General features: G+C 53.5%; 12 protein-coding genes. 9 read left to right on the forward strand and 3 right to left on the reverse strand.

Features of this window, described 5'->3' with window-relative positions; all coding sequences use genetic code 11:
* Nucleotides 1-10 precede the first annotated feature (10 nt).
* Nucleotides 11-412, reverse strand: a complete 402-nt coding sequence (locus tag FDP13_RS06810) for a hypothetical protein (protein WP_033577368.1) — start codon at nucleotides 410-412, stop codon at nucleotides 11-13.
* Between the two features lie 548 nt (nucleotides 413-960).
* Between FDP13_RS06810 and sufA the strand changes: the two genes are divergently transcribed.
* From sufA to FDP13_RS06845, 7 genes are all read left to right on the forward strand, one after another.
* Nucleotides 961-1,335 (forward strand): Fe-S cluster assembly scaffold SufA, encoded by a 375-nt coding sequence (gene sufA / locus FDP13_RS06815; protein WP_033577367.1) that lies wholly within the window; start codon nucleotides 961-963, stop codon nucleotides 1,333-1,335.
* Between the two features lie 14 nt (nucleotides 1,336-1,349).
* The gene (gene sufB / locus FDP13_RS06820; RefSeq protein ID WP_033577366.1) at nucleotides 1,350-2,849 is read left to right on the forward strand and encodes a Fe-S cluster assembly protein SufB; all 1,500 of its coding nucleotides are present in this window, start codon (nucleotides 1,350-1,352) and stop codon (nucleotides 2,847-2,849) included.
* An 87-nt stretch (nucleotides 2,850-2,936) separates the two neighbouring features.
* Nucleotides 2,937-3,683 (forward strand): Fe-S cluster assembly ATPase SufC, encoded by a 747-nt coding sequence (gene sufC, locus FDP13_RS06825; RefSeq protein WP_027711764.1) that lies wholly within the window; start codon nucleotides 2,937-2,939, stop codon nucleotides 3,681-3,683.
* Nucleotides 3,658-4,950, forward strand: a complete 1,293-nt coding sequence (gene sufD / locus FDP13_RS06830) for a Fe-S cluster assembly protein SufD (protein ID WP_143839080.1) — start codon at nucleotides 3,658-3,660, stop codon at nucleotides 4,948-4,950. The genes sufC and sufD overlap by 26 nt, the downstream gene beginning before the upstream one ends.
* Nucleotides 4,947-6,200, forward strand: a complete 1,254-nt coding sequence (gene sufS, locus FDP13_RS06835) for a cysteine desulfurase SufS (protein ID WP_143839081.1) — start codon at nucleotides 4,947-4,949, stop codon at nucleotides 6,198-6,200. Before sufD ends, sufS begins: the two co-directional genes overlap by 4 nt.
* Before the next feature lie 68 nt (nucleotides 6,201-6,268).
* Complete coding sequence (sufE, locus tag FDP13_RS06840; RefSeq protein WP_033577387.1) at nucleotides 6,269-6,685, forward strand: cysteine desulfuration protein SufE; 417 nt, start codon at nucleotides 6,269-6,271, stop codon at nucleotides 6,683-6,685.
* Between the two features lie 241 nt (nucleotides 6,686-6,926).
* Nucleotides 6,927-7,928 (forward strand): L,D-transpeptidase family protein, encoded by a 1,002-nt coding sequence (locus FDP13_RS06845; protein WP_143839082.1) that lies wholly within the window; start codon nucleotides 6,927-6,929, stop codon nucleotides 7,926-7,928.
* Nucleotides 7,929-8,099: 171 nt separating this feature from the next.
* Here FDP13_RS06845 and FDP13_RS06850 read toward each other — a convergent pair whose 3' ends face one another.
* Entirely contained in the window at nucleotides 8,100-8,336 is a 237-nt protein-coding gene (locus tag FDP13_RS06850; RefSeq protein WP_012769424.1) for a major outer membrane lipoprotein, read from the reverse strand.
* Nucleotides 8,337-8,643: 307 nt separating this feature from the next.
* Complete coding sequence (pykF, locus tag FDP13_RS06855; RefSeq protein WP_033577362.1) at nucleotides 8,644-10,056, reverse strand: pyruvate kinase PykF; 1,413 nt, start codon at nucleotides 10,054-10,056, stop codon at nucleotides 8,644-8,646.
* Between the two features lie 978 nt (nucleotides 10,057-11,034).
* Here pykF and licT point away from each other — a divergent pair.
* Together licT and bglF are read left to right on the forward strand one after the other, a co-directional pair.
* Entirely contained in the window at nucleotides 11,035-11,886 is an 852-nt protein-coding gene (gene licT / locus FDP13_RS06860; protein ID WP_012769426.1) for a BglG family transcription antiterminator LicT, read from the forward strand.
* Nucleotides 11,887-12,179: 293 nt separating this feature from the next.
* Complete coding sequence (gene bglF, locus FDP13_RS06865; RefSeq protein WP_143839083.1) at nucleotides 12,180-14,090, forward strand: PTS beta-glucoside transporter subunit IIABC; 1,911 nt, start codon at nucleotides 12,180-12,182, stop codon at nucleotides 14,088-14,090.
* Nucleotides 14,091-14,113 lie beyond the last annotated feature (23 nt).

Below are 14,113 nucleotides of genomic sequence, written 5' to 3' on the forward strand. Positions count from 1 at the left end.
CTGCCCGATATCATGGGATAAACGCCACCCGCTGCATAAAATCGGTTTGGAAAGCGGTGGCTTTATCCCAGTTGCCCATCAGGTTGAACTGGATGCAAATACACCGTAGTGTCTGGCGTGCAAAGTAGTAGCTTTGTACCCGGAACAGGTGGTCGCGTTCGGCATTGTTGATTTCATGAATCAAACGCTGGTGGATTTTGATCAGGCTGAACAGGTAACTGTTTTCGTCTCCCTGCTGCTGGCTCAGTTCCGCCATGTGAATGCCCGTCAGGTAGTAATGCCGCAATTCACTCATGTCGCCGTCATCCCGTTCCAGCGATAACTCCGCCAGATAAAACTCCATGGCGGCATTACGTAATTGCCGCCGGTAGTCATCAATCTGTGTTTGCAACCAGGCTCTGAACGGGAACATGTCTGGCACCTCATTCATTAAATAAGAATCATTATCATATTTTTAAGCGCCTTATCATGCAACGCTTCCGGCGGATATTCACCGATAAGAGGCGATCACGATCGCATTTTCTAAATGAAACGTGCTGAATTTATCGCCATACGCGTGCAGTGGAGAATTTTTGGCATGACAGGGGTGTTCAGAAAATAGGCTGATTCAGAGGTGTTATACTGATGATAAGAAAATGTTGATGGTATTAACAGGTAAAACCATAGGTATAAATTATTAAGTTTTGCTATATCAATAGTCAGTTACTTATTTTTAGGGGGGCAAATGCCGGAAACACCGGCTACCGATGAACAGATTGCTCCTGTAACCGGGAAAAGCCCCACAATTAATTGAGAAAAGCCCCACAATCACATGGTTGATGTAGTAATAATTATCATTAACATTGTGTGAATGCTGACTGTATAGACATCCGAATCGATCAATCAGAAGAAAACGGAGGTCATGCGGTCGGTATGACGAGCCGCCATGTAAGGGCAATAACAGCAAATGAGGTGATCCCGATGCAAACGCACGATGATATAGGCACTTTTTCACTTGACGAGCAGGTATGGCAGGGGCTGACGCTGACTGATAGCGCCGTGGCCCATATCCGTAACCTGATGCGGCGGGATGAATCGGTACAGGGCATCCGGCTGACGGTTAAGCAGTCCGGCTGTGCGGGGTTGGGTTACGTACTGGAACTGGTGCATCAGCCTGATCCTACCGATCAGATCTATCAGCACGAAGGCGCGCGACTGTTTATTCCGCTCAAGGCGATGCCGTTTCTCGACGGTACGGAAGTGGATTTTGTCCAGGAGGGCATCAATCAGGTATTCAAATTCAACAACCCCAAAGCCCGCCATGCCTGTGGATGTGGCGAAAGTTTTGGGCTTTAAGCGGCGACACGATTATGGCGCGTAGTAATGTAGACGTATCCGACGATGTCCAGACCTGGCTTGGTGACGGCCGTTATAAAGAGGGTTTTTTCACCGAGCTGGCGATGGATCAACTGGCCCATGGCATCAATGAGGATGTGGTGCGGGCGATTTCCGCCAGACGCAATGAACCGGAGTGGATGCTGGCGTTTCGGCTCAGCGCCTATCGGGCCTGGTTGCAAATGGAGGAACCGCACTGGCTGAAAGCGCACTACGAGCATCTGAACTATCAGGATTACAGCTATTACTCGGCACCGTCATGCGGGCAGTGTGACGATAGCTGCGGTTCTCAGCCCGGCGCGCAGCAACAGCCGGCCGGCGAGGTTGCCCACGGTAATTACCTGACCCGCGAGGTGGAAGACGCTTTCGATAAACTGGGCGTCCCGGTACGGGAAGGCAAAGAGGTGGCGGTTGACGCCATTTTCGACTCAGTATCCGTCGCCACCACCTATCGGGATGAACTGGCGAAGCAAGGCATCATTTTCTGTTCGTTCAGCGAAGCGATTCAATCGCATCCGGAACTGGTGCGCCAGTATCTGGGCACGGTGGTGCCTGCTAACGACAATTTCTTCGCTGCGCTGAACGCCGCGGTGGCCTCGGACGGCACCTTCGTTTACATCCCGAAAGGGGTGCGCTGCCCGATGGAGCTGTCGACCTACTTTCGCATTAATGCCGCCAAAACCGGTCAGTTCGAGCGCACTATTCTGATTGCCGACGACGACAGCTACGTCAGCTATATCGAAGGGTGCTCGGCGCCGGTGCGCGACAGTTACCAGTTACATGCGGCGGTGGTGGAAGTGATCGTCAACAAGAATGCCGAAGTGAAATATTCCACGGTGCAGAACTGGTTCGCCGGTCAGGGCAGCGAAGGCGGCATTCTCAACTTCGTGACCAAACGCGCGCTGTGCGCCGGTGACCATTCACGTATGTCCTGGACGCAGTCGGAAACCGGATCGGCAATCACCTGGAAATACCCGAGCGTTATCCTGCGCGGTGACTACTCGGTGGGCGAATTCTTCTCGGTAGCGCTGACCAGCGGCCACCAGCAGGCGGATACCGGCACCAAGATGATCCATATCGGCAAGAACACCCGTTCGACCATCATCGCCAAGGGCATTTCCGCCGGACACAGTGAGAACACCTATCGCGGGCTGGTGAAAATCATGCCCAGCGCGACCAATGCACGCAATTTCACCCAGTGCGATTCGATGCTGATCGGCAGCGACTGCGGCGCGCATACCTTCCCTTACGTGGAGGTGAGAAACAACAGCGCGCAACTGGAACATGAGGCGACTACCTCGCGCATCGGCGAGGATCAACTGTTCTATTGCCTGCAACGCGGCATCAGCGAAGACGACGCCATCTCAATGATAGTGAACGGTTTCTGTAAAGACGTGTTCTCGGCGTTGCCGCTGGAATTCGCGGTGGAAGCCCAGAAATTGTTGTCCATCAGCCTTGAACACAGTGTGGGCTGATGTAGGCGCCAACGCCACGGTATGCCACGCACCGCGCCGCGGTGCCGATAATCATGAGCGTCGGTAAGACGCCGGAAGGGTAAGAGTATGTTAACGATTGAAAACTTGAACGTCAGCGTCGAAGACAAGCCGATCATCAATGGGTTGAACTTGCAGGTCAATCCGGGGGAGGTCCATGCCATTATGGGGCCGAACGGATCGGGCAAGAGCACTCTGTCCGCCACGCTGGCCGGTCGTGAGGATTATACCGTGACCGGCGGCACGCTGCGCTTCAAGGGCAACGATCTGCTGGCGCTCTCGCCGGAGGAGCGGGCCGGCGAAGGGATCTTCATGGCGTTTCAGTATCCGGTGGAAATCCCCGGCGTCAGCAATCGCTTTTTCCTGCAGACATCGCTAAACGCCGTGCGTGCCTATCGCCAACAACCGGCGCTGGACCGGTTTGATTTTGAAGACTTCATAGAGGATAAAATCCGGCAGTTGAACATGCCGGACGACCTACTGACGCGTTCGGTCAACGTCGGTTTTTCCGGCGGCGAGAAAAAACGTAACGACATTCTGCAAATGGCGGTGCTGGAACCCGATCTGTGCATTCTGGATGAAACCGACTCCGGGCTGGATATTGATGCGTTGAAAATCGTCTCCGGCGGCGTCAACGCGCTGCGTGACGGCAAGCGCGCTTTCATCATTGTCACCCATTACCAGCGCATTCTGGATTACATCCGCCCGGATTACGTGCATGTGCTCTATCAGGGGCGGATTGTGAAATCCGGGGATTTTTCGCTGGTGAAACAGTTGGAGGAGCAGGGCTATGGCTGGCTTACCGACCAACAGTAAAGCGCAGCAGGCGCTGCAACAGTGGCAACGCCTGTTTGATACCGCCGCGCCGCGCGCCGATGACGCGCGGCAGCACTGGCAACAGGTGAAGCAACTGGGGATTCCTCACCGCAAGCTGGAACACTGGAAATACACCCCGCTGGAGCAGTTTCTTGAGCATGAATTCACCACGACCGTGACCGACACCGAGGTGACGCCGGCGCAGTGCGACGCGCTGGCGTTGCCGGTCGACGGCTGGCGGCTGGTATTTGTCGACGGGCGCTTGTGCCGCGCGCTGAGCGATGCCGACAGCGGGCCGTATCAGGTGGAGGTGCTCTCATCTTCCCGGCGACAGTCTGGTTTAGCGCCGATTCAGCCCGAGGTCTTTCTGCACCTGACGGAGAGCCTGGCGGTAGAACAAACGCTGATTCAGGTCGGCAACGGGGTGATAGCGGAAAAACCGCTTTACCTGCTGCATATCAGCAGTGGTCAGCCGGCGGCGCTCAACACATTGCACTATCGCCACCATGCACGTATCGGCGCAGGCGCCAGCGCGACGCTGATTGAGCATTACGCAAGCCTGGCGGGGGCCGCCCATTTTAGCGGCGCGCGCCTGACCATCGACGCCGGTGAAAACAGCGTTGTCGAGCACTACAAGCTGGGGTTTGAAGCGACTGACAGTTATCACTTTGCTCACAACGATTTACGTTTGGCCCGAGCTGCCCAACTGCACAGCCACAGTTTTCTGCTGGGCGCGGGGCTGACCCGCCACCACACCAGCGCGCAGATGAACGGTGAAGGCGCGACGCTGTCGATGAACAGCCTGATGGTGCCGACCGGCAACGAAGTATGCGATACCCGTACGTACTTGGAACACAATCAAGGGTTCGGTGAAAGCCGTCAGTTGCACAAAGCGATTGTGCGCGATCGTGCTCGCGGCGTGTTCAACGGGTTGATCAAGGTGGCTCCCGGCGCACTGAAGACAGACGGTAAGATGACCAACAACAACCTGTTGATCGGGCGACTGGCGGAGGTGGATACCAAACCTCAGTTGGAAATCTACGCCGATGATGTGAAATGCAGTCACGGTGCGACGGTTGGGCGTATCGACGAAGATCAACTGTTTTATCTGCGGTCACGCGGTATCGGCGAGCAGGCGGCGCAACAGATGATTATCTTCGCGTTTGCGGCCGAACTGACGGAAGCGATCCATGATGACAGGCTACGTGATGCGGTGCTGGCGCGTGTTGCCCAGCGCTTGCAGGCACTGGGAGGAGAAACAGCGTGAATTATCTCATCGATGATCATCCTGTTGATCATTATCCTATTGAGCGGGTGCGGGCGGATTTCCCGATATTGCAGCAATCGGTCAACGGGCAGCCGCTGGCCTATCTGGACAGCGCTGCCAGCGCACAGAAGCCGCTGGCGGTTATCGATCGCGAGCGGGACTTCTACTTGCACGAATATGCCGCCGTACACCGTGGCATCCATACTTTGAGCGCCCGCGCTACCAGCAAGATGGAAGAGGTGAGGGCGCAGGTTGCCACCTTTATTCATGCCGCGTCGGCGGAAAACATCGTGTTTGTGCGCGGCACCACCGAAGCCATCAATCTGGTCGCCAACAGTTACGGCCGTATCGCGTTTCAGCCCGGTGATAACGTGGTGATTAGCGAGATGGAGCATCACGCCAACATTGTGCCCTGGCAAATGCTGGCGCAGGCGCGCGGGTTGGCGCTGCGCGTTCTGCCGATTAATGACGACGGCGAATTGGACATGGCGCAACTGCCGGCCTTGCTGGATGAACGCACCCGATTAGTGGCGGTCACGCAGGTTTCCAACGTGCTGGGCACCGCCAATCCGCTGGAGGAGATTATCCGTCAGGCTCATGCCTGTGGGGCGAAAGTACTGGTGGATGGCGCGCAGGCGGTAATGCACCGGGCGGTGGACGTGCAGGCGCTGGATTGCGATTTCTACGCCTTTTCCGGCCATAAACTATACGGTCCTTCAGGCATTGGCGTACTGTACGGCAAAAGCGAACTGCTGCAGTCAATGCCGCCGTGGGAAGGCGGCGGCGCCATGATCCGTGAGGTCAGCCTGACGCAAGGAACGACCTATGCCGATTCGCCGTGGCGCTTTGAAGCCGGCTCGCCGCATACCGCCGGGATTATGGGGCTGGGGGCGGCGCTGGATTATGTCTCCTCGCTGGGGATGTCGGCGATTCAGGCGCATGAAGATCGGTTGATGCGTTATGCGCTGGCGGCGCTGTCCGAGGTGCCGACGCTTAGCCTGTACGGCCCGGTGCATCGCCACGGGGTGATCGCCTTTAATTTGGGGCGTCACCATGCGTTTGACGTCGGCAGCTTTCTCGACCAGTACGGTATCGCCATCCGCACCGGTCACCACTGCGCGATGCCGCTGATGAGCCGTTATGGCGTGTCCAGTATGTGCCGTGCCTCACTGGCCCTCTATTCCTGTCAGGATGACATTGACCGTCTGGTCGCGGGGCTGCACCGTATACATCGTCTGTTGGGCGAGTAAGCCGACGGCAACGAAATTATTGTTTCTGGAGCATTGTTATGGCGAAAATTGTTATGGCGCAAACGGCGATGGCGCAACTGCCGGATCCACAAAAGCTGCTGCGGAATTTTGCTCGTTGCAGCAATTGGGAAGAGAAGTACCTCTATATCATTGAACTGGGCGCCAGCTTGACACCGCTTAGCGACGCTCAGCGTCAGGACGCTAATCGGGTCTCTGGCTGCCAGAGCCAGGTCTGGATTGATTTGAGTCGTGATGAACAAGGCCACGTGGTGCTGTATGGCGACAGCGATGCCGCTATCGTCAAGGGATTGATTGCCATCGTTTTTAGCCTGTATCAGGGATTGTCTGCCCAAGAGATCGTCGAGCAGGACGTCCGTCCTTTTTTCGCATCGCTGGCGTTAACCCAGCATCTGACGCCGTCACGGTCACAAGGGCTTGAAGCCATGCTGCGCAACGTGCGGGCACGGGCGGCTACCTTGATATAAAACCTGCAGGGCGTGATATCTGCGCCCTGATGCGCCACATTTCAGAATCCATCCGGTGGATTTCCTGCTACCCTGCTTTTATCCTTGGCGTTTCCCAACGTTCAAAGAGATTCAAATCATTGATAAGCAACAAGAAAGAAAGTTTTCGCCAACGGCGATTCACCGGTGTCCTTGATGGTCGCCGCCGCGTGTCGCGCTTTGGCGCTCAACTGATCTTCAGTATTACAACAGGAAACCAATAATGAAACGTGCGCTTACCCTAATGGGATTATTGTTTGCCTCTTGCCTGACGGGCATACAACCTGCCAATGCAACGGAATATCCTCTGCCGCCTCCAGACAGTCGTCTGATTGGGGAAAATATTAGCTACACGGTGCCGAATGATGGGCATCCACTGGAAACCATCGCCGCCAACTTCAAAATTGGTCTGCTTGGCATGTTAGAAGCGAATCCAGGTACTGACCCTTATCTGCCTAAGCCCGGTTCCAGCCTGACGATCCCGTTACAGATGCTGCTGCCGGATACGCCACGGGAGGGGATCGTGGTGAATCTGGCTGAGTTGCGACTTTATTACTTCCCTAAAGGGAAAAACACCGTCATCGTTTATCCGATTGGCATTGGCCAGCTTGGCCGCAACACGCCGGTAATGGTGACTCACGTGATTGAGCGGCGCCCAAACCCGACCTGGATCCCTACCGCCAATACGCGACGCCATTACAAAGAACAAGGGATTACGTTGCCGGCGGTGGTGCCGGGTGGGCCGGATAATCCGATGGGATTATTCGCGTTACGGCTGGAGAAAAGCGGCGGGGTGTACTCAATCCATGGCACGAATGCTGATTTTGGCATCGGTATGCGGGTGAGTTCCGGGTGTATCCGCTTACGTCCGGAAGATATTGAAGCGCTGTTTAATGACGTGCCGGTCGGCACCCGGGTACAAATCATCAATGAACCTATCAAGATTGCGGTGGAACCTGATGGGAAACGCTATGTAGAAGTGCATCAGCCGCTGTCACGCACCGATAAGGATGACCCGCAAACCATGCCGATTGCGCTGAGCCAGAAGGTAAAAGCCTTTATTCACAATGATGATTCCGATGCTGAGGCAGTGCATAGCGCGATTGTTCGTCGCTCCGGTATGCCGGTATTGGTGAATGTCGGGCAGAATATTCCTCATCAGTCATCGCCGTTACAGCAAACGGCTGCGCCGATATCGGCGGTAGGAACGTCTCCGTCTCACTAACGACACCACCTCTGTCATGGCGTCCATGAACGGGCGTTCTGACATATCAGTTTTGCTCAGTCAGCGTGTTTGGTAAGGCGAGCGTTATACTCAGGTGTGTAGTGTGGCGGAGCAACAGGAAGGGCAAAAAAAATGGCGCACGATGTGCGCCATTTTTCATTCAACCAGTTCTTACTTCTTGTAAGTACGAACCTGGTTGTCCAGGCGCTGGTTAGCACGAGCTGCGTCATCTTTAGCAGCCTGCACGTCAGTAGCCAGAGCGTCAACTTTGCTGGTCAGAGCAGATACTTTCTCGTTCAGAGAAGAAACGTCAGAAGACAGCTGATCCAGTTTAGCGTTGCTGGAGCAACCAGCCAGCAGAGTAGAACCCAGGATTACCGCGCCCAGTACCAGTTTAGTACGATTCATTATTAATACCCTCTAAATTGAGTTAATCTCCATGTAGCGTTACAAGTATTACACAAACCGTTTTCTGATGAGAATAAATTTTTGATGGGAACATGCTTAATTTTGATCGTTCGCTCAAAGAATCATCGAGTTTTACAAGCAGGTTAAAAAAGTAAGGAAAACAGGGCTATTTTATCAGAGTAGTCTGGCCTTGATGGCCGCAGATATATCTTTTTTGTCTAACCGATCGTGCTATTTATCCGCGACGGATGGGGCGCGAAAATAAAAAGCGCCCCGCAGGGCGCTTTAAAATATTCTCATTATCGAATTACAGGCGATGAACCGAAGCCGTGTTGGTGGTGCCGCTCGCTACCAGCGCGCCGGAAACCATGACGACGACATCGCCTTCCTGCGCTAAGCCGCTGTTCAGCGCCGCTTCTTTACCGATACGGTAGAAATCGTCGGTAGACGCGATTTCTTTCACCAGCATGGTTTCCACGCCTTTGCTCAACAGCAATTGACGAGCGGTGATTTCGTTGGTGGTCAGCGCCAGAATACGTGCGTTCGGGAAGTACTTGCGGATGGATTTCGCGGATTTGCCGCCCTGGGTGGCAACCACGATCAACGGTGCGTCCAGTTTCTCTGCGGTTTCCACTGCGCCACGGCAGACTGCTTCGGTAATGCGCAGCTTGCCGGTGTTCTGCAACTTATCCAGACGCGATTTCATGACTCTGTCTGTACGTTCGCAAATGGTCGCCATGATGCTGACTGCTTCCAGCGGATATTTGCCTTTAGCACTTTCACCGGACAGCATAACGGCATCGGTACCGTCGATGATGGCGTTGGCGACGTCACCGGCTTCGGCACGGGTCGGGCGCGGGTTCTTGATCATGGAGTCCAGCATTTGAGTCGCCGTGATCACCACTTTGCGGGCCTGGTTGCATTTTTCGATCATCATCTTCTGCGCGAAAATGACTTCTTCAACCGGGATCTCGACGCCCAGATCGCCACGAGCCACCATGATACCGTCGGAGGCTTCCAGAATGTCGTCGAAATTGTTCAGGCCTTCCTGGTTTTCGATCTTGGAGATGATCTGGATGTGTTCGCCGCCGTGCTGTTTCAGATGAGCGCGGATCTCTTCTACGTCGGAACGTTTACGGATAAAGGAGGCGGCGACGAAATCGACGCCTTGTTCGCAGCCGAAAATCAGGTCGCGTTTGTCTTTTTCCGCCAGCGCAGGCAACTGGATGGAAACGCCCGGCAGGTTAACACCTTTGTTTTCGCCGAGATCGCCGTTGTTCAGCACTTTACAAACGACTTCGCCGCCTTTGATCTCAATAACTTCCATACCGATCAGACCATCGTCGACCAACACGGTGTTGCCGACGCTCAGGTCATTCGCAAAACCGGCATAGGTGACCGCGACGCGTTCTTTATTGCCGATCACGCTCTGGTCGGTCGTGAAGGTGAAGGTCTGGCCGGCGGTCAGAGAAACGTCTGCGCCGTTTTCCAGTTTGATGGTACGAATTTCCGGGCCTTTGGTATCCAGCAGGATAGCGGCTTTCAGACCGGTTTTTTCGGTAACGGCACGCAGATTCTTGATGCGTTGACCATGTTCGGCGTAGTCACCGTGAGAGAAGTTCAGGCGCATGACGTTCATGCCTGCGCTCAACAGCTTGCCCAGAACTTCCTCTGATTCGGTTTTCGGGCCGATAGTACAAACGATTTTGGTCTTTTTCATAACGGTAGTTTCTACAAGTTGTGATGGATAAAAAAACAGGATGACCGGCGGTTAGCGACAGCTAAACCACCGGGAACGAAATGCTTGCGATTGCGAGAAAATGATAAGTATAGATGGCGACAGACGATGGGGAATGAAGAGGCACGTGACTGGATATTGCCCATAATGAGGCGTGGGCGAAGCGGCAATATCCCTGAGGATTGCGTTGTTGGTTGTATTTTTATCAGTGGCACGTGGATTCGCTGAAACCATTCAATGAAACAACGTTCCGTATTATAGTTATCAGGCAAAGAGATACAAGCCGCCGAAGGGATAGATAACACGTATTTTCGTGCTCTTGCGCAAAAAAACATGCGATTTATTGTTTTTACACAAACTTGTTGCGCAAATGCACGAAAAATATCTGGCTGTCGGTGTCGTCACAACAGGAGGCTCAACGCAGCGGCAATACGCCGATTTATCGTTCGCAGCGAATCATCCTCCTTCTTCAGACACTATCGACGGCTATCAAAAAACGACCGTAATAGTTTGATTCCTCATTACATTGATTGTGGCGGCCCACGGCCACGATAGTCCGTGATTGCCGCGAATTCGCGTAAGCCTGCCTCCCCTTCATTCGGTATCGCAAAACCTTGTATGAGGCATTTTTGATGTTAACTTGACGTTCGCAACGAATGACTCGTTCATCGTCTGCAACTTGAAGTATGCCGGGTATACAACTGCGAGTTGCCTTTTGAGGTTAATGTCGATTAATCACAACAGCGTTGAGTTTGTGTCGATCCCGGTCACGTTTCCGCTACCGGGAGGTTGAGCCTATGTGCGCCGATGATAAGTTAGCGTCAGCAGGTTGTGCCTGACCAACGACAAACTTGGAATAGGATGGTGTGCAACCGGGGGTTGTTACTGCTATTGGCAGGCAAAACCAGATGTTCGCGTTCATGGCGAGCGTCTGGTTTTTTTGTTTTCAGGGGTCAGACAATGAAGATCGCCAAAATATTGAATAATAATGTCGTCACGGTCATCGATGAGCAGAATAACGAACAGGTCGTGATGGGGCGTGGGCTAGGGTTCAAAAAACGACCGGGAGATACCGTAGAAGCGGCGCTGATAGAAAAAATTTTCTCCTTGCGCAGCAGCGAACTGACAGCTCGCCTGAGCGATGTGCTGGAGCGTATTCCGCTTGAGGTAGTGACGACGGCCGATCGGATCATCGCGTTGGCGAAAGAAAAGCTGACCGGAAACTTGCAGAACAGCCTCTATATTTCGTTGACCGATCACTGTCATTTCGCCATTGAACGGCATCGGCAGGGGGTGGATATCCGTAATGGGTTGCTGTGGGAAGTGAAGCGGCTGTACCAAAAAGAGTTTGCCGTCGGGCTGGAGGCGCTGGATATTATTCACCGGCGGCTGGGAGTGCGGTTGCCGGAAGATGAGGCGGGCTTTATTGCGTTGCATTTGGTGAATGCCCAATTGGACAGCCATATGCCGGAAGTGATGCGTATCACCCGAGTCATGCAGGAGATTTTGAATATTGTTAAGTATCAATTGAATATTGATTATAACGAGCACGCTTTTAGTTATCACCGGTTTGTGACCCATCTGAAATTCTTTGCACAACGATTATTAGGACGCACATCGGTTTTCAGCGAAGATGAATCGCTACACGATGTTGTGAAAGAAAAATATATTCTGGCGTATCGCTGTGCCGAGAAAATTCAGGATCATATAGTGTTGAATTATGATTACACGCTGACAAAAGAAGAGTTGATGTTTCTGACGATCCATATCGAACGGGTGCGCACCGAATTACAGGAACGAGCAGAGAAATAACCTGCCGGGCAGTGAAAAAGAAAAGTGAATAGCATCACAAAATAATGGATTCATGAAGTAAAGCGCTTGCCAGAGTAAATCGAGCTGGTAGTCTGTAAAGCGATAAATATGGATTGCGACTGTATCCCTGACGTGGGAAGTACAGGCAAAACCTGAACCGTTTTTGCGAGCCTGGTGCCGCGATGAGACGGTTCAGGTTTTTTTTTGTCTTGAGCACGGGGTGTGCTGACGCCATAGCGATCAGTCACTCAGCGGTTTTCTTCGGGCATGGACTGAGTATGAAGGATGTAGCCATGAATTACGAAACATTAGCCAGTGAAATAAGAGATGGCGTAGGCGGCCAGGAAAATATTATTAGCGTGATACATTGCGCTACACGCCTGCGGTTTAAATTGAAAGATAATGCCGCCGCCCATGCTGATGTCCTGAAAAATAATCCCGGCATTATTATGGTGGTGGAAAGCGGTGGTCAGTTTCAGGTGGTGGTAGGAAATCAGGTTGCAGACGTTTATCAGGCGTTGCTTTCACTCGACGGTATGGCCCGTTTTAATGACACGGCAGCATCAGAAGAGAAAAAAGAAAGCTTTTTTGCCGGATTTATCGACATTATTTCCAGTATTTTTACTCCGTTTGTCGGTGTGATGGCCGCGACAGGTATTCTGAAAGGTTTTCTGGCGTTAGGGGTCGCTACCCATTTTATAACGGAAAGCAGCGGCACCTATAAATTATTATTTGCCGCCAGCGATGCGTTATTCTATTTTTTCCCGATTGTACTGGGTTATACGGCCGGCAAGAAATTCGGCGGTAACCCGTTTACTACGCTGGTTATCGGCGCCACATTGGTCCATCCCAGCATGGTCGCTACCTTTAACGCCATGCAGGCGCCGGATCACCCCACACTCCATTTCCTGGGGATCCCGATTACGTTTATCAATTACAGCTCCTCGGTAATTCCGATTCTGTTTGCCAGTTGGGTTTCCTGCAAACTGGAAAAACCGCTGAATCGTTGGCTGCACGCGAATATCCGTAATTTCTTCACGCCGCTGCTGTGTATTGTTATTAGCGTTCCGTTGACCTTTCTGCTGATTGGGCCGAGCGCTACCTGGCTGAGCCAGATGCTGTCGGGAGGATATCAATGGTTATATGGATTGAACTCGTTGCTGGCTGGCGCCGTGATGGGCGCACTGTGGCAGGTTTGCGTGATTTTCGGCCTGCATTGGGGATTCGTACCGTTAATGCTCAACAACCTGAGTGTAATGGGGCATGACACCCTGCTGCCGTTGCTGACCCCAGCGGTGTTGGGGCAGGCCGGCGCCACCCTGGGCGTGCTGCTGCGTACCCGGGACATGAAACGGAAAGGGATTGCCGGGTCGGCGTTTTCCGCGGCGCTTTTCGGTATTACCGAACCGTCGGTATACGGCGTGACATTGCCGCTGCGTCGCCCCTTTATCTTTGGCTGTATCGGCGGCGCGATAGGGGCGGCGGTGATGGGGTATTTCCATACCACCATCTATTCGTTTGGTTTTCCCAGCATTTTCACCTTCACCCAAATCATTCCGCCGACCGGCGTAGACAACAGCGTCTGGGCGGCTGTCATCGGCACACTGGCGGCGTTTGTTTTCGCCGCTGCGGCCAGTTGGTCGTTCGGCGTGCCTAAAGACGAAACGCAGCCTGCTGTGCAGGAGAGCTCACCTACGGCGGCAACGACGCCGAACGGTACGAATGCCGTTCATGACGAAACGACGATCCGTGATGAGACGCTGTTTAGCCCTCTCTTCGGCGAGGTGATACCGCTAGAGCAAGTGGCTGATCGTACCTTTGCCAGCGGCGTGATGGGGAAAGGGATCGCTGTCCGGCCTTCAGAGGGATGCTTGTATTCTCCGGTGGACGGCACCGTTGCCTCGCTGTTTAAGACGCATCACGCAATTGGCCTGGCATCGCGGGGCGGTGCAGAAGTGTTGATACACGTGGGTATCGATACCGTCCGGTTGGATGGACGCCATTTTACCCCGCATGTGCGCGTCGGCGATGTGGTGCGCCAGGGAGACCTGCTGCTGGAGTTCGATGCACCGGCGATCGAGGCGGCGGGATACGATCTCACGACCCCGATTGTCATTACCAATAGTGAAGACTATCGCGGGGTTGAGTCTGTCGCCGGCGGTAGGGTTGATGCGAATACGCCGCTGACACGGCTGGTATGTTGAATCATTGTTGAACAAAAAAACAG

Source organism: Dickeya sp. ws52 (genome assembly GCF_007210685.1).
GTDB lineage: Bacteria > Pseudomonadota > Gammaproteobacteria > Enterobacterales > Enterobacteriaceae > Dickeya > Dickeya chrysanthemi.

What these genes read in the sequence shown, in the direction of transcription:
- pykF (WP_033577362.1), bottom strand. Translation starts at nt 10,056, where the DNA reads ATGAAAAAGACCAAAATCGTTTGTACTATCGGCCCGAAAACCGAATCA.
- sufC (WP_027711764.1), top strand. Translation starts at nt 2,937, where the DNA reads ATGTTAACGATTGAAAACTTGAACGTCAGCGTCGAAGACAAGCCGATC.
- sufB (WP_033577366.1), top strand. Translation starts at nt 1,350, where the DNA reads ATGGCGCGTAGTAATGTAGACGTATCCGACGATGTCCAGACCTGGCTT.
- sufD (WP_143839080.1), top strand. Translation starts at nt 3,658, where the DNA reads ATGGCTGGCTTACCGACCAACAGTAAAGCGCAGCAGGCGCTGCAACAG.
- FDP13_RS06850 (WP_012769424.1), bottom strand. Translation starts at nt 8,336, where the DNA reads ATGAATCGTACTAAACTGGTACTGGGCGCGGTAATCCTGGGTTCTACT.
- sufA (WP_033577367.1), top strand. Translation starts at nt 961, where the DNA reads ATGCAAACGCACGATGATATAGGCACTTTTTCACTTGACGAGCAGGTA.
- sufE (WP_033577387.1), top strand. Translation starts at nt 6,269, where the DNA reads ATGGCGCAACTGCCGGATCCACAAAAGCTGCTGCGGAATTTTGCTCGT.
- bglF (WP_143839083.1), top strand. Translation starts at nt 12,180, where the DNA reads ATGAATTACGAAACATTAGCCAGTGAAATAAGAGATGGCGTAGGCGGC.
- licT (WP_012769426.1), top strand. Translation starts at nt 11,035, where the DNA reads ATGAAGATCGCCAAAATATTGAATAATAATGTCGTCACGGTCATCGAT.
- FDP13_RS06810 (WP_033577368.1), bottom strand. Translation starts at nt 412, where the DNA reads ATGTTCCCGTTCAGAGCCTGGTTGCAAACACAGATTGATGACTACCGG.
- FDP13_RS06845 (WP_143839082.1), top strand. Translation starts at nt 6,927, where the DNA reads ATGAAACGTGCGCTTACCCTAATGGGATTATTGTTTGCCTCTTGCCTG.